Raw genomic sequence first — 19,927 nt, 5'->3', positions numbered from 1 at the left:
CGGGGCATGCCTCTCACGGTCACGTCGCAGGCCGCGACGCACGTCGGTCGCAAGCGCAAGCGCAACGAGGACAGTCACCTCGTGGACCCCGACCTCGGCCTGTACATCGTGGCCGACGGCATGGGTGGTCAGGCGGCCGGTGACGTCGCCTCGCGCCGCGCAGTCGACGTCGCGCGGGCCTACGTGGCCGATCGAGTCGAGGTGCTGACGCGCTTTTCGGAAAACCCCTCCCAGGAGAACCGCATCGCCGCGCAAGAGCTCGTCGCGGCGGCCATCCAGGCCGCCTGCGCCGATCTCTGGACCATGGCCGAGAACGACCCGAAGCTCCGCGGCATGGGCACGACGATGGTGCTCTTCGCCGTCGCCGGGGATCGCGCCGTGGTCGGGCACGTGGGCGACAGCCGCGCCTACCTCCTGCGCCAGGACGTGGCGAACCGGCTGACCGAGGATCACACGATCGTCGCGGCCTCGATCAAGAACGGCACGATGACGAAGGAGCAGGCAAAGACGAGCGCCCTGCGCAGCGTGCTCACGCGGGCCGTGGGGACGCAGGAGTCGGTGCAGGTCGACACGCTGCTCGTGGAGATCACGCCGGGCGACCTTTTCCTGATCTGCAGCGACGGCCTGTACGGCTACATCGAGGACGAGGAGGTTCCCTTGCTCTGCGCGAGCGTGCCGGACAACCTCGCAGAGCAGCTCATCGACCTCGCGAACGAGCGTGGCGGCCGGGACAACATCACAGCAATCGTGCTCTCGTTCCACGGCGCGACGGCGGAGGAGCCGGAGGCGCTCACGAAGCACGAGGCGCTGCGCGGCATCCCGCTCTTCATGCACCTCACGTACCGCGAGCAAGCCGAGATCCTCGCGATCTCGGAGGTGAAGAGCTACCCCCTCGGCGCGGCGATCGTGACCGAGGGCGAGCCGGGCGAGGACCTCTACGTGATCCTGCGCGGCCGCGTGGCCGTCGAGAAGGACAACGTCGCGATCACGACGATCATGACAGGCGGTTATTTCGGCGAGATGGGTCTCGTCGACGATTCGCGGCGCTCGGCCACGGTGCGTGCGCTCGAGTCCGTGCGCACGATGGTCATCACGCGAACGGACATGATGAACGTCATGCGACGCGAGCCCGTGCTCGCGGTGAAGCTGCTCTGGAGCTTCGTGCAGGGCCTCTCGCAGCGTCTGCGCACGGTGAACACCGAGCTCTCCGAAGCCCGCGCCGAGCTCTTCGAAGCGCAAGGCGTCACGCCGTACACGTCGTAGGCTGAGCTGGGGCGTGGGCGCCGGGGCGCTGCCCCGGACCCCGGCAGGGGCTGTCCGCCCCTGCACCCGGACCAGGCACGGCCTGGACCGAGGGGGGAAGAACTGCGCGATGCGCAGTTCTTCCCACAGGCCCGTGGCAAGACCACGAAGGTCTTGTCCACACGTCGACGGGAAGAGTTGCCGTTTTTGGGGGCAGGGTCGTTGGTGGTCTTGTCAGCGGCTGTTCGATGAACTGCGCATCGCGCAGTTCATCGACCCCGAGTCCAGCGCTTGCGCTGGTCCGGGTCCCGGGGCGGACAGCCCCGGGTGGGGCCTGGGGCAACGCCCCAGCGCAGCGGCTTCCCGATGAGCCTCAAGCCGTGCGCTTCACGTACTCGAAGTCGACGGGCCGGCCTTTGATCCCGTGCTTTGGCGGGGCGATCCAGTTCGCCATTTGCTTCGGATCGTAGATCGGCGCTGTCATGAGGCTCTTCACGTACGCCTCATCTGCCTCGCTCGGCAGCCACTCGTCGCGACGACGCTCCCACTCTTCCTTCGCCAGCACGTTGCCTTGCACGTCGAAGTAGAGCCCGCCGTAGATCCCTGTGCGCCGATGGAACCTTCGGCTCGGCAGCGTGAGCCGATACGAGATCCCTGCCTCGGCGAGCGCGCGGTTCCACTTGTCGACTCCGCGCTGCGCGTCCTCGATGTACTCGTCGCGCAGCACCTCGTTCATTGCGTTGCGCAGCGGCACCTCCTCGCGCCGGAAGCCCGTCACCACGCCCGGCCCTGCGGTCATGGGCACGTCCATTGGATAGACGCCGTCGACTGCGCGATGATCCTCGTAGCTCTCCTCCTTCGCGCGCCCCTTCAGGCTCGACGCGAAGAAGTTTGCCGCGTTCGACGAGATCTCGCCGCCGAACAGGTCGAGTGACACCGAGTACCAGAAGTTCAGGTACTTCTGCATCGTCGGCAGATCGATCCCGCCTTCGGCGCGCGCGTCCTCGTTCTTGTTCTTCTTCATCAGCTCTGCGGTGCGCTGCACGATGCGCAGGATGCCCGTCTCGCCGACGAACATGTGGTGCGCCTCCTCGGTCAGCATGAATCGCGTCGTGCGTGCCAGCGGGTCGAAGCCGCTCTCGGCGAGCGCGAGGAGCTGGTACTTCCCGTCGCGATCCGTGAAGTACGTGAACATGAAGAACGACAGCCAGTTCTGACACGGCTCGTTGAACGCCCCGAGGATGCGCGGTTTGTCGGGGTTGCCGCTGCGACGCTCGAGAAGTGCTTCGGCCTCCTCGCGACCGTCGCGGCCGAAGTAGCTGTGGAGCAGGTACACCATCGCCCAGAGGTGCCGCCCCTCCTCCACGTTCACCTGGAACAGGTTGCGCAGATCGTAGAGGCTCGGACACGACTGACCGAGCAGACGTTGCTGCTCGACGCTCGCGGGCTCGGTGTCTCCTTGCGTCACGACCAGCCTGCGCAGCACGTTGCGGAACTCGCCGGGCACGCTCTGCCAGACGGGCTCGCCCATGTGATCGCCGAAGCCGATCTTCCGCTCGGCCACCGGGTCCGTGAGGAAGATGCCCCAGCGGTAGTCGGGCATCTTCACGTAGTCGAAATGGGCCCAGCCCTCGTGATCGACGCTCACGGCGGTGCGGAGATAGATCTGGTCCTCCTGGAAGCCCTCGGGACCCATCTCCTTCCACCAGTCGATGAACCTCGGCTGCCAGGCTTCGAGCGCCCGCTGAAGCTTCTTGTCGGACGCGAGATCGACGTTGTTCGGGATACGCTCGGAATTGACGACAGAGCTCACGTTCGCCTCCAGTCGAATTCGGGTCGCTCGGGCCGGCCGTACATCGTGAGCGCGCCCCGCTCGCCGACCGCATTCGGGCGCTGGAAGATCCAGTTTTGCCAGGCCGACAGACGCCCGAAGATCTTCGTCTCCAGCGTCTCGGGCCCGGCGAAGCGCAGCGAGGCCTCCATCCCGGTCAGCGCGTCGGGCGACAGGCTCGCGCGCTCCTCGACCGCGATCCGCACCTCGTCGTCCCAGTCCATCTCGTCGGGCGTGAACGTCACGAGCCCGAGTTTTTTCGCAGCGTCCGCGTCGACGAGCTCGGTTTGTCCTTCCAGACGCTTCACGACCGAAGGATCGTGGAGGAACCGCGTCTCGAGACGCGTGAGGCCGTTCGGCATCGGGAACGGGCCGAAGTTCAGCGGCGAGAGGCCGATCACCGGCGGCTCGTCGCCGCCGTCGAGCATGTACGTCCGGTCGCCGGCGAGGGCCAGCTCGAAGAGGCTGCCCGCGAAGCACGAGCCGGGCTCGACGAGCGAGAACACGCTGCGCGCCGTGAGATCCAGCCGCTTCAGCGTGCGACGCATCTTGAGCAGGATCTCGCGGGCGAACCAGTCGTCACGCAGCGCGTGGAGCGCCTTGTCCGCGGCGCGCACGGCCTCGGGATCACCCTTCGTCCGGAGCAGCACGAGGCCTGCCTCCGGATGGTTGAAGCGCAGATCGAGCAGCGCATCGTCGAGCTCGCGGAACACGCGGAGCGCCCACACGTCGGAGCCGCTCTTGTGCAGGGCCTCCACGGTGGTCTCCGGCGCACTGTCGGGCGCGCGCACCTCGAGCTCGGCGACGCGCGTCTGGCTGTCGACGACGAGCGTGACGTACTTGTACTCGGACTTCGACTTGCTGCCGTCCGCGGAGCGCTTCACCTCGAGCGGGGCGAGCGTGATGCCCGGGCCCTGCTTGTCCTTCGTGCGCGCGGCGATCGCGTTTGCCTCCTCGATCACCACCTGATCGAAGCGGCTCTTCGGGATCGAACGATCGACGAGGCGCCACTCCTCGGCGCGCTTGCCGCGAACGCCCTCGGCGAGCGTGCTGAACACGTCGGCGAGATCGCGGCGGACCTTGCGTTTGTCGACGAGGCGCGTGAGCCCACCCGTGCCCGGGAGCACGGCGAGCAGCGGCGTCTCCGGGAACGAGACCGCGCTCGATCCATCGTCGCAAAGCAGGATCTTCTCACACGCGAGTGCGAGCTCGTAGCCGCCGCCGGAGGCCACGCCGTTCAGCGCGGCCACGTAGTGCTGGTCGCTCTCGCTACACGCCCCTTCGAGCGAGAGGCGCGTCTCGTTCGTGTACTTGCAGAAGTTGACTTTGAAGGCGTGCGTCGACGAACCGAGCATGTAGATGTTCGCGCCGGCGCAGAAGATGCGCGGCTGGCCGCTCGTGACGATGACGACCTTCACCTCGGGGTGCTCGAAGCGCAGCCGCTCCACCGCGTCCGCGAGCTCGATGTCCACGCCGAGGTCGTAGCTGTTCAGCTTGAGCGTGTAGCCGGGGCGCATCGGCGCCTCCTCGACCACATCCATCACGAGCCGAGCAATCGAGCCCTCGAACGAGAGCTTCCAGTGCTTGTACCGGCTCGGATGTGTCTCGAAACGGATGGGGGGCGCCTTGGCCCCGCTGCTTTCACTCTCGATGCCCATCGCCGAAAACTCCACCACCGGGGCGATGGGCTGTCAAGCAATATACTGCTTGTCGGAGCTGCGTTCATGAAATATAGTGCATGATGTGGCGGCCCGAAAAAAGCCCGACGCGGGTGCAGAGGAAGCGGAAGGCACAGGCTCGCCGCTCCTGCAATCGCTCGGCGAGCGGGTGCGCGAGCGGCGACGCGCGGCGGGTTTGACGCTGCGGGATCTCGGGGCCGCGTCGGGCGTGAGCGAGCGCTTTCTGGTGCTCGTCGAGGGCGGCAAGGCGAACGTGTCCGTGGTTCGTCTCGACGCGATCGCGCGCGCGCTCGATACATCCGCCTCGGCGCTGCTCGCGAGCGCTCCCACGGACGAACCACGCGCGGCGGAAAAGGGCCCGCTCGTGGCGCTGCTCGGCCTGCGTGGAGCGGGAAAAACCACGCTCGGGAGCCGCGCGGCGGCCCGGCTTGGTTTGCCCTTCGTGGAACTCGACAGCCTGGTCGTAGCGCGGGCCGGGATGAGCCTCACTGAAATCTTCGAGATGCACGGGACCGCGTACTTCCGCAGGCTCGAACGCGAGGAGCTCGAGCGGCTCGTGGCGCGCGGCGATCGCGGGATCGTCGCGACGAGCGGCAGCCTCGTGACCGATCACGAGACGTTCGAGCTCCTCTGCCGCGAGGCCGTGACCGTGTGGCTCCGCGCGCGCCCGGAAGACCATTTTCAGCGCGTGATCGACCAAGGCGACGCGAGGCCCATGGCGAGCCGGCCGGCGGCGATGGAGGAGCTCCGCGCGATCCTGCGTGCGCGAAGGGCCCTCTACGAGCGCGCGGCCCACATCATCGACACCTCGGCGCTTGGTCTCGAACGCTCGATCGACAGGCTCGTGAAGATCGTCAACGCGGCGAGCCGTGGTAGGCTGCCGGCACCGTCGGTCGGTTGAACGCATGCCCCGCCTCCGCATCCTCAACGTCGTCTCCGAGTGCGTCCCTTTCGCCAAGACGGGAGGCCTGGCGGACGTGGCCGGCGCGCTCCCCATCGCGCTCGCGGCGCGCGGACACGACGTCCGCACGGTGATGCCGCGCTACCGCGTGGCGAAGAAACACCCGGCCAAACGGCTGCCGCTCTCGCTCGGCGTGCCCGTGGGCGGCGGCGAAGCGTGGGGCGCGGTGTGGGAGGCGCGGCTCGGCGAGAGCACGTCGCGCGTCTACCTCCTCGAGCACGACGAGCTCTACGATCGCAGCGGCATCTACAACGATTCGAACGGGGATTACCGCGACAACCTCGCGCGCTTCACGTTCCTCTCGCGCGGCGCGCTCCGGCTCACGCTCGCGCTCGGGTTCATCCCCGACGTCGTGCACGTGCACGACTGGCCGACGTGCCTCGTGCCGATCTACATGAAGACGCTCGACGCCCGCTCTCCGCTCGGCGGTGCCGCGTCTGTCCTGACGATCCACAACATGGGCTATCAGGGCTGGTTCGACAAACACGAGTTGCCCGTGACCGGCCTCGGCTGGGACGTGTTCCACCACCGCGCGCTCGAGTCCTACGATCGGCTGAACCTGCTGAAAGGCGGCATCAACTTCTCGACGATGCTCTCGACGGTGTCGCCGCGGTACGCGCTGGAGGTCCAGACGAGCGAAGGAGGGCACGGGCTCGAAGGCTGCTTGCGCGAGCGCGGCAACGACGTGATCGGCATCCTGAACGGGATCGACGACGAGGTCTGGAACCCCGCGACGGATCGGCACCTCGCCGCGCATTTCGACGCCGACGATCTGCAAGGCAAGGCCTTCTGCAAGGCGGAGCTCCAGCGCGAGATGGGGCTCCCGGTTCGTCCCGACGTACCGATCATCGGCCTCATCAGCCGGCTCGTGCACCAGAAGGGCATCGACATCTTCGCGGGCGCGCTGGGCACGCTGCTGAACCACGACGTGCAGGTCGTGGTGCTCGGCTCTGGCGAAGGCTGGGCGGAGGATCTCTTCACGCGGCTCAGCCACTCGACGGATCGATTCCGCGCGTACCTCGGCATGAACGACGCGCTCGCGCACCGCATCGAGGCGGGCGCGGATCTGTTCGTCATGCCCTCGCGGTACGAGCCCTGCGGGCTGAACCAGCTCTACAGCCAGCGATACGGCACGCTGCCCGTCGTGCGCGCGGTGGGCGGGCTCGACGATACGGTCGAGCACATGGCGACGGGCTTCAAGTTCCTCGACCTCTCGCCCTCGGTGCTCGCGGACACGGTGCTCGAAGCGGTGTGGATCTACCGCGAGCACCCCGAGCATTTCCGCTCGATGCAGCGGCGGTCGATGAAAAAACCGTTTGGCTGGGATTACGCGAGCCGCCAGTACGAGGCGCTGTATCGGCTCGCGATCTCGAGGCATCGCGGCGAGCGCTGAGGCGGGCCCGAGAGCCCGCCCCCGCGGAGCTCGTCTCAATGAGCGTGGCCGGCGTGATCGTCGGGATGCTCGACCTGCTGCCCCGGCGTCGGGATCTGCCGCATGGGCGGCCCCGCCTTTGGCTCGACGACCTGGCCCTTCGCGGTGAGCGAGCGCGAGAGCGCGCGGTGCTTCGCCTCGATGACCGACGTGAACCCGTTGACGAGCGAGAGGAACGCGTCGGGCTCGATCCCCTTGTCGCTGATCTTCGCCTGGGCTTCCTCGGCCGCCTTCTGGAACGCGCTCAGCGGCGGGACCGTGATCTTCGCCCACGGATCGTTCGGGTTGTTCGTGCCGAACGTCTTGATGGCCTCGACGTCCTTCGCGAGCGCCGCGACGCCCTCCTTGTAGGCGGCCGCGTCGATCTTCTTCGCGAGCACCGACAGGACGAGCCCGCGCGCCCTTTCGTAGGCCGTGAGCACGAGCCGCTCGCCCTCGTCGAGCTTCGCCATGTCGACCGCGTGATCCTTGCGCCACGCGGCGATCGCGCTCCCGAGTTTGTCGGCGGTCTCGTCGAGCTTGGCGAAGTCGGCGACGAGCTTCTTGTGCAGCTCCTTGCCGCGCTCGAACTTGTCCTTCGTGTACTCCTCGCGCTGGTAGTACACGCTGGCCGCGGCGATGTTGCGGCTGAGCTCCAGGGAGAACGGGGCGAACGTCGCGAGCGCCGCATCGACGTCGGGCATCGGCGGCTCCTTCAGACCGGCGGCGACGGTGCAAGCACGCGCGTTGCGCTCGTGCGGCGCGCGCATGCCCATCTCGGCCATCTTGCGGCCCGCGTGCGCGCTCGGCGTATGGGAGGGACCGGGGCCGGCCGAGGGCGCGGGGCCGGCCGAAGGCGCCGCGGAGCCGCCCGGCTTCGCGAGCGTGGGCGGGGCCGGCGGCATGGGAGCGCCGGGGATACCGAAGCTCGGGATCTTCTTCTCGCTCGGTTCGTCCTTGCCGAGGCTCGTGAAGTAAGCGTCACGCGCTTGACGCAGGGTGAGCGTACCGAAGTAACAAACCTCGAGGCGGTAGTCCTTCATCGCCTGCGGGTCGAACTTCGGGACGGGCGCGATCGGGGTGCGCAGCGGAAGCTTGCCCTTCCCGCTCGGCAGCGCCGCCGTCGACGGCTTCGCCTCCGGCGCAGGCGCGGGCGGCTCGTCCTTCTTACAGCCTACGGCCAGGGGAGCGAGCGCGAGCACGAACGGAAGAAAAGACCGCAGCCGGATCATGAAGACATGCCTCCTCGAAGACGCCCTACGCCAAGGCATTGGCCGGGCTAGGTCGGACCGGCATCATGCCCGACCAGCACGGACTTTCAAGCGTGGCCCCGCGGCGATCCTGCCCCCGCCCCTTGCAGCCGCGCACAGCGGAACCATGTTGGCCGTCGTGAAAAAGACCACCGACGCGCGCCCGCAGAAGCTCGAAGGCAAGAAGGTCTCCGGAAAGGCTCGCGGGCTCGCGCTCGTGCCTCTTCTCCGGGATGCGCCAGCGGCATGGCGGCTGCTCCGCGACCGGGAAGGTGCGCTCTGGGCGAAGGCGCTGGTCGTCCTTTCGGTCGTTTACTGCGTCTGGCCCCTCGATCTCGTGCCCGACGCCGTGCCTTTCATCACCTGGATCGACGATGTGGGCGTGGTGCTCGTCTTCCGGCTGATCCTCCACCGGCAGCTCGCCCGGTACCACGAGCCCAGGGAGGAAATCGTGTCGGACGTGCGTGGGCCTCGATCCGGGACCGATGTCCGCGTAGCCTGAACGCGGGTTCCCGTGCGACTTCAACCTTTCACGCTCGACAATCTCCGCATCGAGGACGAGCGCTCGTATCGACACATCGGTCTCTACGCCGAGCTCAAGCGCGCGCTCGTGCGTGACCACGTCGCGTTCCTCGTGCCGAAGCCCGGCACGCCGGAAGCGCGGTGGGATCGCGCGCTCTTCTTGAACCTCACGTTCTGGTCGCCCGACCAGCCCGGTGATGTTCTCGACAGCGACGCGATCCCCGCCGACGTGGTGATGCACGCGGGCTGGCATCACGTCACGCGACGCGCGCTCGAGGCGCTCGGCACGACGGCGAGCCAGAGCCCCGAGGCGCTCCTGCTCGGCGAGTCGATCGCGAGCGCGTTCGATCTCTACCTCGTCGGTCGCTTGCTTGGCCACGCGCCGGACGCCGCGTTCCTCGAGACGCAGGTGCCCGCGATGGCCGAGGCCGCACAGCAAGCCGGCATGCCGGAAGAGGCGTTCGAGGCGATGCTCGACGAGGTGTCGCAGGACCCGGACAAGGCGTTCGAGGATCTGCGCGAGCTGCTCTTCGACGCGAGCACCGCGCTCGTGCGCGCGCCTTCCGTCGAGGAAGCCGCCGAGAGGATCGCGCGTTTCGACACGCATCGCTTCGGGCCGCTCCTGCACCACTACGAGCTCTCGACGTGGATCCTCTACGCGCGCGCCTACGCCAAGGATCTGGGTGCGCCGGATCCACAAGTGATGGCCGTCGACGCGGCGCTCCGCAGCGCGGATGTCGCGCTCGATTGGCTCGAAGAGCACTGGATCTCCGGGGTCTCGGGAGACCCGGCCGGACCCGACGAGCACGAGGTTCTGCCACGATGAGCGACAAGAAAAACGACACGAAGACGGCAGGGGGCAACATGGAGACTCCGCCAGAGACGATGAAGTCGATCCCCGAGCGGACGAGCGTCTTCGACCTCGACGTGTCAGCCGAGGTCGTGACGGTGCCGCCGCCCGCGCTCGCAGGCACCGACAACCCGAAGATCCCGCCTCCGCCGCCGGCGCCGCGCGAGAAGGCGACCTCGCAACCCGTGCTCACGAAAACCCCGGAGCCGGTCCCGACCACGACGAAGCGCACGCCGACGTTGAAGGAGGAGGAGGACGACAGGCCCTCGTTCTTCGAGGTCTTCGATGTCGAGAAGCACGAGGCCAAGCACGCGCAACCCGAAGCCGCCCCGGAAAAACCCGCGGACAAGGCGGCTCAGCGCGGATCGCGGCCCGATCCGCGCGAGATCAGCCGCAGCCGGAAGCTCGTCGACGAGGACCTGTTCAACCTGAGCAACAGCCTCTTCAACAACCAGTCGCTGACGCCGCTCGTGGCGCCCGACGTGTCGGCACTCGGCGTGTCCGGGCTCGGCAAAGATCTCACGACCGCGCCGAAGCCGGTCGAGCCCGCCGCAGGAAAAACCGACGCGGCGAGCAACGGAGGCTCACTCCTCCTGGCCGCGCCGCCCGTCACGGCGCCGCCGGCGCCTGCGACGAAGTCGTCGATGGACGCGATCGACCTCGACGTCGATGTCGCGGCCGCGGGCGGGAAGCTCGATCGCAAGCGGCTCGGGATCGGAGTCGTGGTCGTCGCGGCCCTCGCAGGGCTCGTGTTTTTCGCGGTGCAACGCGCGTCGACGACGACGGAGGAGTCGACGGCCGCGGTGGGGATCGAGTCGACAACCTCACCGAGCCCGGGGAATGACACGGTGCCCGCGCTGCAGACGGCGAGCACGAACCAGGCGCCCACGCCGACCACGAACACCCCGGCGGCGAAAGCTGGCACCGAGGCGTCCCCGGACAAACGCGCCGCTTCTTCGACGGAGGCAGCGGCGAAGGGTGATGGTCGCGACAAACCCGCGGCGGGCGGCGACAAACCGCAGGAGAAGACGCCGGAGACGAAACCGGCCGAGGCCGCGACGGGGAACAAGGCGCAGGATCTCGCGGCCGCGATGGCCGCGGCGAACAACAAGTCCGCCGCACCCGAGGCGCCCTCGGGCGGCGGGAACGAGTTCAACAGGGGCGCCGCATCGTCCGCGCTCGGCGCCGCCGCCGGCAGGGCCGCAGGCTGCAGGGCGCCCACGGATCCGAGCGGCACGGCCCGCGTGAGCGTCACGTTCGCCCCGTCCGGCCGCGCCACGAAGGCGCAGGTGAACGGCCCGCCGTTCGCCGGCACGCCGACCGGCGGCTGCATCGCCGCAGCATTCCGCAGCGCCTCGGTCCCGCCGTTCTCCGGCGATCCCGTGACCGTGAGCAAGTCGGTCACGATCCGCTGATCTTCGCGCGGAACGCGTCGACGTTTCTCGCGGCGTTCTTTATCCTCCCGGCCCCGTGCTGGTCGCCCTCCGCGTCAAGAACTTCGTCCTCATGGATTCGCTCGAGCTCCGCCTCGAGCCAGGCTTCAACGTGCTCACCGGCGAGACCGGCGCGGGCAAGTCGATCGTCGTCGGCGCGCTCTCGCTCGTGCTCGGCGGCCGCGGCAACGCCGAGCAAGTGCGGCCCGGCGCCGACGAGGCCGAGGTCGAGGCGCTCTTCGACGTGACGGGCAGCGAGCGGCTCGCGACGGCCCTCGACGCGGCCGGCGTGTCGTCGGGCGGCGAGCTCGTCATCCGCCGCGTGGTGCAGCAAAACGGTCGATCACGCGCGTACCTGAACGGACGCCTCTGCACCGCGGGCGAGCTGCAAGCGCTCGCGTCGGAGCTCTGCGACGTGGCCTCACAACACGAGAGCGTCGCACTGACCGATCCCTCGACGCACCTCGGCTACCTCGATCGATTCGGCCGCCTCTCGACCGCACGCGAGGCGCTCGCCGCGGAGGTCGAGAAGCTCGAGAAGGTCGTCGCGGAGATCCGCGAGGTGCGCGAAGCCGAGCGCGGGCGCGCCGAGCGCGAGGCGTTCCTCGGCTTCCAGCTCCAGGGCATCGATGCGGTATCCCCGCGGTCCGGCGAGCTCGAAGAGCTCGCAGCCGATCGACAGAGGTTGCGCCACGCCGGAAGGCTCCGCGAGCTGACCGAGCACGCCGCCGCGCGGCTGGATCAAGGCGAGCACGCGATCTGCGACGAGCTCGCGAAGCTCTCGAAGGATCTGCGCGCCGCCGCGGATCTCGATCCGTCCCTCGAGGCGACTGCGAACTCGCTCGATGGTTTGTTCTCCGAGCTTCGCGAGATCGCCCGCGAGGTCGAGCGATACGCCGACCGCGCCGAGGCGAACCCGTCGCGACTCTCGGAGATCGAGGACCGCATGTACCGGCTCGAAGGCCTGCTCCGGCAGCACGGGCCCACGATCGACGACGTCATCGCGGCGCGATCGCGGATCGCAGCGGAGCTCGAAGGGCTCGGCAACGTGGAGACGAAGCTCGAAGCGCTGGAGCACGAGCGCGATCGGCTGCTTCGCGCGGCAGGGGAGCGCGCACGGCAGCTCTCGCAGAAGCGGCGCGAGGCAGGCGAGAAGCTCGGCGCTTCGATCGGCGGGGAGCTCGCCGATCTCGGCATGGGCGGCGCGCGTGTGATCGTCGACGTCGCGCCGCTCTCGGGCGACCGATCCGAGCTCGTCGTCGACGGGGCACGTCTCGGCCGCGACGGCATCGACCGTGTCGAGTTCCTCATCGCGCCGAACAAGGGCATCGAGCCGCGCCCGCTGCGCAAGATCGCCTCGGGCGGCGAGCTTTCGCGCGCGCTGCTCGCGCTCAAGCGCACGCTCGCGGAGTCGGGGCCAGCGGGGCTTTACGTGTTCGACGAGGTCGACGCCGGCGTCGGCGGCGCGGTGGCGGACAAGATCGGCCGCGCAATCGCGGACGTGGCGCGGCACCACCAGGTCCTCTGCATCACGCACCTCGCCACGATCGCGGCCTTCGCGGACGCGCATTTCGTGGTGTCGAAGCAGGTCGACGGGCCGATCACGAAGAGCACGGTCAAGCGCGTCGAAGGCAAGGATCGCGTCGCCGAGGTCGCGCGCATGCTTGCGGGCGCGAAGGTCGGCCCGAGCGCGCTGAAGGCGGCCTCCGAGATGCTGGACGAGGCGAAGGCGCGTTCGGCGGCCGCCGCCGCGAGTCCGAAGCGCGGCGCGAAGGGTCGCGCTTCCTGAGGGTGGTTCCACAGGGATGCGCGGGGCTTTGCCCCGCACCCCAGAAGGGGGCTGTCCGCCCCCTTCACCCCGGACCAGGCACGGCCTGGACCGAGGGCCGAGAAACCGCGCGATGCGCGTTTTCTCGGACGGGCCCGGGGAAGACCACGAGCGGCGTTGCCAGCTGAGACAGCAGTGCTGCCCTACCCTCGAGCCGACACGTCCGTGCTGCGGTTTTGACTGGCAAGCCCGTCGCCGGTCTTGACTCGGCCTGTTCGATGAACTGCGCATCGCGCAGAGTTCATCGACCCCGGGTCCAGCGCTTGCGCTGGTCCGGGTCCAGGGGTGGACAACCCCTGGTCGGGTCCGGGGTGAAACCCCGGCGCTACGCTGCGGTCAGGCGCGCGAGAGCGTGTAGTCGCCGAGATCCACGCGGACGAGACCTTCGAGCCACGGGTGCACCGCGATCGCCGCGCGGAACAGCCCCTGCGCGATGCGCCGGTAGCTCGCGTGCCCTTGCCGCGCCGATCGCAGCTCGACCACGTGGAAAAGCTCGCGCAGGTTGAGCGTCCAGAGCGTGCGGATCCGGAAGCCGAGTGGCACCGCGTACTGCGCTTCGAGCGGTCGTTTGCTCTCGAGCTCCTCCCACGCGTCGCACGCCGCGACCATCGCGTCCGTGTAGGCCCGATCGAGTTCGAGCTCCTCGAGCTCCGCGGGCGTCTCGAAGCCGAGCCGGCACGTGAGCCGCTGCGTTGCCGGCAGGAGCATGCGGTGCCGCTGCAGATCCCGGTACGCGCCGTAATCGAGCATCAGCTCGAACGTCATCGTCGTCGCCTCGAAGCCACGCGGCACGGGATCGTGCGCGCCGCGACGCGCTACCGACGCGCGCACGACGTCTTCGAGCTCGCGCGACGTCGCGTGCCGCATCGCCTCCGTGAGCCCGCGGGCGTGCACGTTCGGCTCGCTGTTGTCGTACGCGAGCGCGAGCACGATCCGCTCGAGCGCGTCCTTGTCGTGACGCACGAGCCGCACCGGCTGCCCGACCACGTTCGTCGCGCCGGGGTCCCAGGGGCCGGGATCGTAGATCGATCGCAGCTTGTCCCCCACGTCGGCGCGCTGCGCAGATCGGTGCTCGCTCCGCCCCGCGTACTTCACCAGGGTCGGCGTCACGGTGCGAGCGGCCGCGTGCATGGTCGTCGCGACCTTCCGGACCTCCGCGAGCGGATGCGAGAGCATCTTCGTGAGCAGCGCTTCGAGCGCGCGCGCGTTCGCGGTGAGGCCGAGGTTCGTCCGCGTCCCGGCCGGCAAGAGCCCGCGCAAAAGATCACAAGCATGCGCGCGGATCGCCGCTGCATGCGCCGCCTCTGACGCGCCCGGCGGACGCAGCACGCGCACGCGCAGCGCATCCATCACGCGCGCCATGAGCTCGACGTACGTCGTGAAGAGCCGCTCCGCGCTCGCGCGGTAGGTCTGGCCCAATGGCCCTTCGAGCTCGGGCAAGTCCACGAAACTGTTCCGATCGAAGACCACGTAACGCGTGCTCTTCTCGGTGTACGAGCCGAGCCGCAGGTCCTCGATCACCTTCGAGGCCACGATGCTCACGTTCTCGATCGCGAGGTGCACGACCGCGTGCTCCGCGACCGACGCGTGCCCGTAGCCGACGACCCACTTCTCGTGGAACGCGCGCGCCTTCTCCGTCGCGAGCCCGAACGAAGGACGCGTCGTCACGCCTTCCTCGACGTCGAGCTCCTGATCCGCGAGCAGGCGCGCGAGGTTCGTCCGCAGGTCGTCGCGGCTGCGCGAGTAGTAGGCAAAGAGGACGGCGATCACCTCCTCGGGCAAACCCGAGAGAGCGAAGACATCGTCGGTCAGGCTGGAGACGTACGGCGCAATGCGGCCACGCGCAGCTTCATCGAGGGACATGGGACCGAGGGTCCGTTAGCGCGTCGTGGCCGCGGCGGCGACCGAAAACACATCCCCGAAGATCTCGCTGTTCGCGAGCTTCCTGCTCCGGCGCGTGAGCACCTCGCAGCCGTTCTTCGTCACGACCAGCGTGTGCTCGAACTGCGCGGAGAGCGATCCATCCGCAGTGACGGCCGTCCACTTGTCCGCGAGGACCTCCACGTCGTGATGGCCGAGGTTGATCATCGGCTCGATCGTGAAGCACATCCCGGCGCGCAGGCGCATGCCCGTGCCGCGTTTGCCGACGTGCGAGACCTGCGGCGCCTCGTGGAAGACCCGGCCGATGCCGTGCCCCACGAACGCGCGCACCACCGAGCAGCCCTCGCCCTCGGCGAACTCCTGGATCGCCGCGCCGATGTCCCCGAGCCGCGCGCCCTCACGCACCTGCGCGATCGCGAGCTCGAGCGAGCGCCGCGACACCTCGGTCACGTGCTTGGCCGCGGACGAGGGTTTGCCCACGTAGAACGTCGCCGACGTGTCGCCGTAAAACCCGTTGTAGATCGTGGTGACGTCGACGTTGATGATGTCGCCGGGCTCGAGGACCCGCGGGCCCGGGATGCCGTGGCAGACGACCTCGTTCACCGAGGTGCACACGCTCTTCGGGAACCCGTGGTAGTTCAGCGGCGCGGGCCAGCCGCCGCGCCGAACCGTGTCGTCGTGGACGAAGCGGTTGATGTCCTCCGTGGTGATCCCCGGGCGGATCATCTCCCCGACGTCGAGCAGCGTCTCCGCGGCCATCTGGCACGCGGCCCGCATCCCTTCCACTTCCTTCAACGTTTTGATCCCGACGTTGCTCACGATCCCGACAGCTCCGCGAGGGCGAGGGCATCCGTCACGGCGGCCGCCACCTCGGCGGTGTCCGGCGACAGATGCCAGTGAAGCCTGCTCGGCTCGTCCCCCTCGCCGGCGAAGCGACGGAGGAAGCCGATGAACGACGCGCCACGAAGGCGCATGTCGAACGCCTGCGCGACCCCGTAGGACGGGGCCGTAGGGCCGATGACGAGCTCGAACGCCGTCTGCTCGAAGGCCGGCGTGACGAACGGCGGCGGGACGACCTGGAGAACGAGGCGGTAGGTGCGGACCTCGGCCAGCGACTCCACCGTCACCGTGCTCACGCGCACCCGCGAGACGAGCTCGGAACCACGCGCGCGCTCTTTCAGCAGCGGATCCTTCTGCGCGTTCGAAACGTCGGCGCCGAGGCCGAGGGCGGCCGCGTCGACGACGTCGTCGAAGAGGACCTGGTCGTGTCCGAGCCAGGCGGGATGCGCGGAGGTGTTCGTGTCGCCCTGGACGCTCGCGGCGCCGCACCCGGACACGAGCCCCCCGAGGGCCACGCCGAACGCGACCGCCCTGGCCCGCCTGGCCGTTCGCGTCGAGAGCTGCGCCATCGGGCCTGGACCTAGCACGTCCCCTCCGATCTGTCAGTGCTGGCAGGCTCCTGCCTCGATCGGATCCTTTTCCATCGATCCGGCGCGGGCTTCGTCCAACCCCCCGAAGACCTCGGCGGGCCCCTTTTCCCGCAGAAATCTGGTAGATCCCGGTTGCCGGCCGCGGGCCGGCGGGGCGGAGGATTGGAGATGAAGGTGAACAAGCTTTGGGCAGCGCTCCTGGCGACCACGTTCGGCCTCGCGGCAACGGCCACCCCGGTGGTGGTCGAGGCGCAGGCGAAGAAGAAAGCGGCGGCGCCCGCCATGACGGGCCCGGCCGTCACCAAGAAGCCCATCGCGCTCGAGCCCGCTTCGCTCAAGTGGGGCATGACGACGAAGCAGGTCGGCGAGGCGATCGACAAGCAACTCGACGAGGCTTACAAGCCGCTCTACCAGAAGGTCTCGCCCGGCGTGAATCAGCGGGCGCTCGACGCGCAGCTCCTGGAAGAGAAAAACACCTTCCGCCGCAGCAAGATCGAGTTCGGCAAGCTCCCCACGGCCGTCGACAACTCGCCGCTCCGCGGCGAGTACAGCTACCTCAACAAAGAGTGGATGCTGTCGATGACCCGGGACGGCAAGACCCGGTACTTCTTCTTCATCCAGGACAAGCTCTGGAAGATCATCGACGAGATCAAGCTCGCCAAGGGCGGGCCGCTCGGCGCGAACTTCCAGGAGTCCGCAGTCAAGCTCTCCACGACGTACGGCACGCCGGGCCGGATCATCCCGCCGAACCCGGACCTCGGGATGTTCGCCACCGTCGTCGACTGGAAGGACGCAACGACGCACGTGCGTCTGATCGAGCGCGGTGAGACGGCGATCGCGATCGCGTACGAGGACAACGCGACCATGCAGAACATCGAGTCGCTGCGTCCGAACAAGCCGAAGCAGGAGGACGCCATCGATCCTGCCGTGGCCGCCGCGATCCGCGGGCCCGACCCCGAGCCCGCGCCTCCGCCGCCCGCCGACAACAAGAAGAAGAAGTGAGCCGACGAGGGCCCCGCCAAACGCGGGGCCCTTCGCTTTTCAGGGGGATGGAAGCGTCGCCTTCGCGGGCGCGTGGGCTCAGGTGACGAGCGACGCGCCTTCGGGGATGCGGATGCCGCTCGTCACGACGACACGCGCCGAGGGCGCGACCGCATGCACGGCCGGCTCGATGACGCCCTTCGTGGTGAGATTTGCGCCAGGGCAACCCGCGCACATCCCCGCGAGGTGGAGCGTGATCTGGTCGGGCTCCACCGCCACGAGGTAAAGCTCGCCTTGATCCGCACGCACGAGCGGGGCGATCACCTCACGGCAAACCTTGAGCATCTGGTCGATGTTCGCGGGCATCGTCTCGAGTTATCTCCGGGGCCGAACGTACCACGAAGCGATCAGAGCGTGAAGCACACCGGAAAACGATAGAGCAAGCACTGCAGGCGGAAGCTCGCGCGCTCGATCGCCCGGGCGTCCTCGGGGGTCCAGACGTGGCCCGGCTCGGCCATGGCCTCGAGGCGACCACGATCACCGAGGATGCGCACCGCGGTGATCGGGCTCGTGCCAGGGATCGAGCTCCACGGCTTGACGGCCGCGTCGAAGGCGAACCGGAGCGTGTCGCGATCGGCCGCGAAGTCCTCGCCACGCGGATCGAAGGAAAACGCGGGGGGCGACGCGGCGAGCGCGGCGACGAGGGAGGCGATCCAGCGCGAGGTGCGCGCCATGCGGTCGTAGTAGAGCGTGTCCGGTAGGTCCGAGGCGCGGTGGTAACGAGGCGTGCGGCCGCTCGAGAGGAAGAGGAACGGGACACCGTGGTCGCGGAAGACGTCGTAGTCGGAGAAGGGCTGCGGCGCGTAGCCGGGGATGTTCTCGACCGCGTGGATGCCGAGGCGGCGAACGTCGAGCCGAGGCTCGCGGACAGCGTCGACGATCGCCGGGAGGCCACGGGTCTTTTCGGCGCCAGACGCGAAGATCATGTCCGCCGTGCGTCGCCAGACGACGCCGCCGATGAGGTCGAGGACGACGGCGAGGCGAATCGAGTCGAGGTCGCCGATCTCCTTGGGGAGCGTGGCGACGAAGCGCTGTGAGCCCTGGCGCGGGGTGTTGAAGTAAGGCGACTCTTCGGTGTTGAAGAAGACGACGGCGATGCCGTACGGGCGCGGGTGCTGCGCGAGGAGCGAGGGGATCGCGCCGAGGAGAACGGCGACGGCGGCGGCGTTGTCGTCGGCGCCGAGGAGGAGGCCTTCGTCGGTCTGGCCGAGGTGATCGAAGTGCGCGCCGAGGACGATGGTGCCGCGCGGCTCGCCGGGGCCTTCGGGCGGGATCCATCCGAGCACGTTGTGCCCGAGCGGCGAGCTCGGCTCGGCGAGCGGCGCGAGGTAGCCGCCGAGCGATGGGAAAGGTTTTACGCCGGCCGCGGCGAGCGCATCGGCGAGGTAACGAGCCGCCGCGGCGTTGCCCTCGCTGCCGGGGACGCGGCCGGCCCATGCGGGCGCGGCGAGCGTCTCGACATGCGCGCGCAACGTGGGTGAGAGCGGATCGGTCTGTGGGAAGTCGCGGCCCGAGAGCTCACGCACGCCGACTTGATCGAGGGCGAGGAGGAGCGCGACGGCGAGGACGACGAGCGCGGCGATGCGGCGGCGACGCGAGCGAGGCTTGCGTGGCGCTTTCGCCGCGGGCTCACGGGCCGGAAGCGCGGGCGGGGGCTCGTTCGCCACGACGAACCACGCTTCAGATGGCGGAGGCCATCACGGAGAGGATCGTGCCCTCGCCGAGATCGGGCATGCGCTGGGCCGCGATGCCGTAGGAGCGGTTCGTGATCTCGAGGGCGCCTCGGAAGGGTCCGCTCTGCGTCTTGTTCGCGAGATCCAGGCCCTCGATAGCCTGCGCGTTGACGTCGGGCGTGACGGGCGCGCCGTAGGCCTTCCCGTCGCGGACGAGGAAGACGTAAACGATGGGGACCTTCTTCTGCTTCTCGCGCGCGGCGCGATCGAGGAGCTCGCGCTTCGCCATCTCTTCGAGGTGGAGCGCGAAGCGCCGGAAGGACCAGCCGGTGACGAACATGCCCTTCACCTGGCCTTCCTTGTCCTTCACGGGATGCGCCACGACCCACTGCGTGTCGGGCCCCGTGCGCACGCCGCGCATCTCCTGCATCTCGCCCCACGCCTCGACGACGCCCGCGCTCGGCTCGAGCGCCTTCTTCAGCGAAGGGAACGAGGAGAGGACCGACTTCTGCGCGAGCAGATCGGGATCGGCTTCGCTGCGCAGCGCGATGCCCGTGGTGTCGACGAAGGTGAAGAACGTGCTCTTCGCGATGTCGAGGTCCTTCACCGACGCACGCGCCCCGCGGACGGCCTTCTGCAGGGCGACGAGGTTTGCCCCGGGATCACTGTCGACGACCTCGCCGAGCTTCTTCGCGCCCTCGGGCAAGCCGCGGCGCACCTGCGCGGCGTCCTCGTTCGCGACGGGCACGAGCTTGTCGAGCACGTAGCCCGCGGCCTGCTCCTGCTCCTTGCTGTTGTCCTCACACCCAGGGAGCGTCGCCACGAGGGCGGCAGGGACGATCAGAGAAGCGAGCCAGCTCGAACGCATCGGGACCTCATGCGCGAAAACGACGCG

17 protein-coding genes are annotated in these 19,927 nt (G+C 68.8%); 8 read left to right on the top strand and 9 right to left on the bottom strand.

Annotation, left to right across the window (positions count from 1 at the left end):
* Nucleotides 1-6 precede the first annotated feature (6 nt).
* A complete protein-coding gene (locus tag KEG57_RS28120; protein ID WP_272425702.1) occupies nucleotides 7-1,263 on the top strand; it encodes a cyclic nucleotide-binding domain-containing protein in 1,257 nt (418 codons plus the stop codon).
* Between the two features lie 352 nt (nucleotides 1,264-1,615).
* On the opposite strand, the gene boxB is transcribed toward KEG57_RS28120, so the two are convergent.
* Nucleotides 1,616-3,055: a benzoyl-CoA 2,3-epoxidase subunit BoxB gene (gene boxB, locus KEG57_RS28115; protein ID WP_272458948.1), complete on the bottom strand. Its 1,440-nt coding sequence runs from the start codon at nucleotides 3,053-3,055 to the stop codon at nucleotides 1,616-1,618.
* On the bottom strand, nucleotides 3,052-4,749 hold the full coding sequence (gene boxC / locus KEG57_RS28110) for a 2,3-epoxybenzoyl-CoA dihydrolase (protein WP_272458947.1): 1,698 nt from the start codon (nucleotides 4,747-4,749) through the stop codon (nucleotides 3,052-3,054). Before boxC ends, boxB begins: the two co-directional genes overlap by 4 nt.
* A 67-nt stretch (nucleotides 4,750-4,816) precedes the next feature.
* Between boxC and KEG57_RS28105 the strand changes: the two genes are divergently transcribed.
* Both KEG57_RS28105 and glgA read left to right on the top strand, forming a co-directional pair.
* Nucleotides 4,817-5,653 carry a shikimate kinase gene (locus tag KEG57_RS28105; protein WP_272425699.1) on the top strand — a complete coding sequence of 279 codons (837 nt, stop codon included), beginning with the start codon at nucleotides 4,817-4,819 and terminating at the stop codon, nucleotides 5,651-5,653.
* Between the two features lie 4 nt (nucleotides 5,654-5,657).
* Entirely contained in the window at nucleotides 5,658-7,106 is a 1,449-nt protein-coding gene (gene glgA / locus KEG57_RS28100) for a glycogen synthase GlgA (protein ID WP_272425698.1), read from the top strand.
* Between the two features lie 35 nt (nucleotides 7,107-7,141).
* Here the strand turns inward: glgA and KEG57_RS28095 are convergent, their stop codons facing one another.
* Entirely contained in the window at nucleotides 7,142-8,356 is a 1,215-nt protein-coding gene (locus KEG57_RS28095) for a DUF3829 domain-containing protein (RefSeq protein WP_272425697.1), read from the bottom strand.
* A 157-nt stretch (nucleotides 8,357-8,513) separates the two neighbouring features.
* Here KEG57_RS28095 and KEG57_RS28090 point away from each other — a divergent pair, with 157 nt between their 5' ends.
* From KEG57_RS28090 to recN, 4 genes are read left to right on the top strand one after another with little or no spacing between them, the layout of a single operon-like run.
* Nucleotides 8,514-8,876 carry a YkvA family protein gene (locus KEG57_RS28090; RefSeq protein WP_272458946.1) on the top strand — a complete coding sequence of 121 codons (363 nt, stop codon included), beginning with the start codon at nucleotides 8,514-8,516 and terminating at the stop codon, nucleotides 8,874-8,876.
* A 12-nt stretch (nucleotides 8,877-8,888) separates the two neighbouring features.
* Entirely contained in the window at nucleotides 8,889-9,722 is an 834-nt protein-coding gene (locus KEG57_RS28085; protein ID WP_272425695.1) for a hypothetical protein, read from the top strand.
* The gene (locus KEG57_RS28080; RefSeq protein WP_272425694.1) at nucleotides 9,719-11,161 is read left to right on the top strand and encodes a hypothetical protein; all 1,443 of its coding nucleotides are present in this window, start codon (nucleotides 9,719-9,721) and stop codon (nucleotides 11,159-11,161) included. The genes KEG57_RS28085 and KEG57_RS28080 overlap by 4 nt, the downstream gene beginning before the upstream one ends.
* A 55-nt stretch (nucleotides 11,162-11,216) precedes the next feature.
* Nucleotides 11,217-12,968 (top strand): DNA repair protein RecN, encoded by a 1,752-nt coding sequence (gene recN, locus KEG57_RS28075; protein ID WP_272425693.1) that lies wholly within the window; start codon nucleotides 11,217-11,219, stop codon nucleotides 12,966-12,968.
* 375 nt (nucleotides 12,969-13,343) lie between these two features.
* Here the strand turns inward: recN and KEG57_RS28070 are convergent, their stop codons facing one another.
* Genes KEG57_RS28070 through KEG57_RS28060 form a run of 3 tightly spaced genes read right to left on the bottom strand, consistent with a single transcriptional unit; the run spans nucleotide 13,344 to nucleotide 16,297 of the window.
* Nucleotides 13,344-14,870 (bottom strand): FAD-dependent thymidylate synthase, encoded by a 1,527-nt coding sequence (locus KEG57_RS28070; protein WP_272422955.1) that lies wholly within the window; start codon nucleotides 14,868-14,870, stop codon nucleotides 13,344-13,346.
* A gap of 15 nt (nucleotides 14,871-14,885) precedes the next feature.
* Nucleotides 14,886-15,707 (bottom strand): type I methionyl aminopeptidase, encoded by an 822-nt coding sequence (map, locus tag KEG57_RS28065; protein ID WP_272422954.1) that lies wholly within the window; start codon nucleotides 15,705-15,707, stop codon nucleotides 14,886-14,888.
* Nucleotides 15,704-16,297 (bottom strand): cobalamin ABC transporter substrate-binding protein, encoded by a 594-nt coding sequence (locus tag KEG57_RS28060; protein ID WP_272422953.1) that lies wholly within the window; start codon nucleotides 16,295-16,297, stop codon nucleotides 15,704-15,706. The genes map and KEG57_RS28060 overlap by 4 nt, the downstream gene beginning before the upstream one ends.
* A 189-nt stretch (nucleotides 16,298-16,486) precedes the next feature.
* Here KEG57_RS28060 and KEG57_RS28055 point away from each other — a divergent pair, with 189 nt between their 5' ends.
* A complete protein-coding gene (locus tag KEG57_RS28055) occupies nucleotides 16,487-17,320 on the top strand; it encodes a hypothetical protein (protein ID WP_272422952.1) in 834 nt (277 codons plus the stop codon).
* Nucleotides 17,321-17,398: 78 nt separating this feature from the next.
* Here KEG57_RS28055 and KEG57_RS28050 read toward each other — a convergent pair whose 3' ends face one another.
* From KEG57_RS28050 to KEG57_RS28040, 3 genes are read right to left on the bottom strand one after another with little or no spacing between them, the layout of a single operon-like run.
* Nucleotides 17,399-17,665, bottom strand: coding sequence for a NifU family protein (locus KEG57_RS28050; RefSeq protein WP_271919358.1), 267 nt, complete (start codon nucleotides 17,663-17,665; stop codon nucleotides 17,399-17,401).
* 41 nt (nucleotides 17,666-17,706) lie between these two features.
* On the bottom strand, nucleotides 17,707-19,026 hold the full coding sequence (locus KEG57_RS28045; RefSeq protein WP_272422951.1) for a M28 family peptidase: 1,320 nt from the start codon (nucleotides 19,024-19,026) through the stop codon (nucleotides 17,707-17,709).
* A gap of 13 nt (nucleotides 19,027-19,039) precedes the next feature.
* Nucleotides 19,040-19,900: a hypothetical protein gene (locus KEG57_RS28040; RefSeq protein WP_272422950.1), complete on the bottom strand. Its 861-nt coding sequence runs from the start codon at nucleotides 19,898-19,900 to the stop codon at nucleotides 19,040-19,042.
* Between the last annotated feature and the right edge of the window lie 27 nt (nucleotides 19,901-19,927).

This window comes from Polyangium jinanense, from assembly GCF_028435365.1.
This window is presented reverse-complemented; position numbering and strand designations above follow the sequence as displayed.

Coding starts and splice junctions, on each gene's coding strand:
- KEG57_RS28040 (WP_272422950.1), bottom strand. CDS start 19,900: ATGCGTTCGAGCTGGCTCGCTTCTCTGATCGTCCCTGCCGCCCTCGTG.
- KEG57_RS28055 (WP_272422952.1), top strand. CDS start 16,487: ATGAAGGTGAACAAGCTTTGGGCAGCGCTCCTGGCGACCACGTTCGGC.
- KEG57_RS28120 (WP_272425702.1), top strand. CDS start 7: ATGCCTCTCACGGTCACGTCGCAGGCCGCGACGCACGTCGGTCGCAAG.
- KEG57_RS28070 (WP_272422955.1), bottom strand. CDS start 14,870: ATGTCCCTCGATGAAGCTGCGCGTGGCCGCATTGCGCCGTACGTCTCC.
- KEG57_RS28050 (WP_271919358.1), bottom strand. CDS start 17,665: ATGCCCGCGAACATCGACCAGATGCTCAAGGTTTGCCGTGAGGTGATC.
- glgA (WP_272425698.1), top strand. CDS start 5,658: ATGCCCCGCCTCCGCATCCTCAACGTCGTCTCCGAGTGCGTCCCTTTC.
- KEG57_RS28060 (WP_272422953.1), bottom strand. CDS start 16,297: ATGGCGCAGCTCTCGACGCGAACGGCCAGGCGGGCCAGGGCGGTCGCG.
- KEG57_RS28080 (WP_272425694.1), top strand. CDS start 9,719: ATGAGCGACAAGAAAAACGACACGAAGACGGCAGGGGGCAACATGGAG.
- KEG57_RS28095 (WP_272425697.1), bottom strand. CDS start 8,356: ATGATCCGGCTGCGGTCTTTTCTTCCGTTCGTGCTCGCGCTCGCTCCC.